The organism is Streptomyces sp. NPDC000878 (assembly GCF_053599695.1).
The window spans coordinates 1-2,174 of the sequence record NZ_JBSFMT010000182.1; the positions used below are offsets into that span (position 1 = coordinate 1).

At 66.7% G+C, this 2,174-nt stretch carries 1 protein-coding gene; it reads right to left on the bottom strand.

Features of this window, described 5'->3' with window-relative positions; genetic code table 11:
• Nucleotides 1–111 precede the first annotated feature (111 nt).
• Nucleotides 112–1,560, bottom strand: coding sequence for a group II intron reverse transcriptase/maturase (ltrA, locus tag ACWDR4_RS50040; RefSeq protein ID WP_450418853.1), 1,449 nt, complete (start codon nucleotides 1,558–1,560; stop codon nucleotides 112–114).
• Nucleotides 1,561–2,174 lie beyond the last annotated feature (614 nt).

Genomic DNA, 2,174 nt, shown 5'->3' on the forward strand with positions numbered 1-2,174 from the left:
GTGAGGTCGGACCGGGGCGCCCGGCCGACGTTGCCGTCGGTGGGTTTCCCCGGCCCGCCTCCCGAACCGGACGTGCCCGATCTCCAGGCATCCGGCTCTCCACAAGCCCTCTCAGACAACCGCTTCGCGCGCGGTCCCGCTGGGCCACGGTGAGGGGATCTTGGTTCCGCGATACAGGTAGCGATTGGTCCGCACCTTCGCGGTCTTGAACAAGACCACCTCGCCATCGGCGGGCCACCATCGGCCCACACAGTAACGACGGCGCAGGGTCTTCCAGTTGGTCCGGCGATGTTTGCGCCGCAGCCATCCGAAGACCTGTCGCCAGGTGAAGGCCGACAGATACTGGAAGGTCGCGGACGACACGCCGTGCCGGAAGTACGCCGTCCAGCCCCGCAGCACCGGGTTGAGCTGGTGCAGCACGACTGCCAACGGCAGGTTTGTGTCCTGTCTGCACAACGTCTTGACCTTCTCCTTGACGGCCTGGAGGGCCTTCTTGGAGGGGTAGAGGTAGACGTAGTGCCTCTGGGTTCCGCGCTTGCGATGACGCTGGAGACGCCACCCGAGGAAGTCCAGACCCTCATCGATGTGGGTGATCGCTGTCTTCTCCACCGACAGGCGCAAGCCCATCGGCGCGAGGACCGCCGCCACCTCGGCACGCATCCTCTCAGCGTCGTCACGGGTCCCGGTCACAGCGATCAGGAAGTCATCCGCATACCGGAACAGCCGGTAGTTGGGTAGCTTCCGGCGCCGTCGCCTGGCCCGTTCCGCCTGAGTGGACTGCGGCCCGCCCGGTCCGGCCGCGATGAACTCATCAAGGACGGACAGGGCGATGTTCGACAGCAGCGGTGACAGGATCCCTCCCTGCGGAGTTCCACTGTCGGTCTCCCTGGGCAGGCCGCCTTCCGTGAGGATGCCCGCTTTCAGGAACGCCTTCACCAGGTCAAGGACGCGCCGGTCTCCGACCCGCTGACGCACCCGGTCCATCAGGGCCGTGTGGTCGATCGAGTCGAAGCACGCCTCAATGTCCCCCTCCACCATCCACTCATACGAGTTCTTGGCGAAGTGGTGCGCTTCGGCGAGTGCGTCATGAGCCCGGCGCTTCGGACGGAACCCGTAGGAACACGGGAGGAAGTCCGCCTCGAAGATCGGCTCCAACACCAGCTTCAGGGACGCCTGGACCACCCGGTCCCGCACGGTCGGAATGCCCAGCCGACGGCGCTTGGCCGTCCCCGGCTTGGGAATCATCCGTTCCCGCACCGGCAGCGGACGAAAGACACGGTCCTTCATATCGGACCGCACCTCGTCGAGGAATACCCCGACGCCTTGCCCGTCCTCCACGGAGCGGGCCGTCTGCCCGTCCACCCCGGCCGAACGAGCGCCCCTGTTGCCCCGCACCCGACCCCACGCGACCAGCAAAAACGCGGGATCGGCAACGAGATTGAACAGGTCATCAAACCGGCGACCACGATCGTCGGTCGCCCAACAGTGCAGCTTGGTCTGCATCTCCAGTACCCGGCGTTCGGCCTTGAGCAGCGCGAACTCCAGCGCGTCGGTATTCACCAGCGGCCTCCCGGCATTGCAGCATCCTCCCCGCCGACTTGCTGGCCCCCTTCGCCATGCACGGAGCTTTCCTCCGCTCGGACTACTACGGGGCCTCCGCCCCACCTGCGGACCTCAGCCGGCAACGGGCCTGCCCTCCATCGCCGGACCGGCTGTCCGGAGGAGAAGGGCGACCGCAGGTGGTTCCCACGTTCACCATGTGCCGATCGGCCAGGTCGGCGTCCCGCTACTACCCCGGCAGCTTCACCACGCCTACGCCGCAGGCTTTCAGCGTGGCCTCCCCACCGGCAGTTGGAGACCGGCTTCGAAGTTGACCACCCGCCGAAACGTGTGGTCACGCACTGCTTCCCGGGCCCATATCCGCCAGATTTGAGCCCGGTGACAAGACTTACGGGGCTTTACACGGGTTCCTCTTCGTACGCCTTCTGGCCTTGCTTGCCGAACCCGGCGCGTCTGGCAGTACCGCACCGTCCCGGCGTTGTCAGGGCTGCTTCCCATCCTCCCCGGCGTTCCCCGGATCAGACTGCCCTCAGCTTCTACCCAGCCGCTGCGACGGCCCGGCGGTGGAGGTCTCGCACCCCCACCCGGTCACATGGCGCCTCGTGGCGCACCCA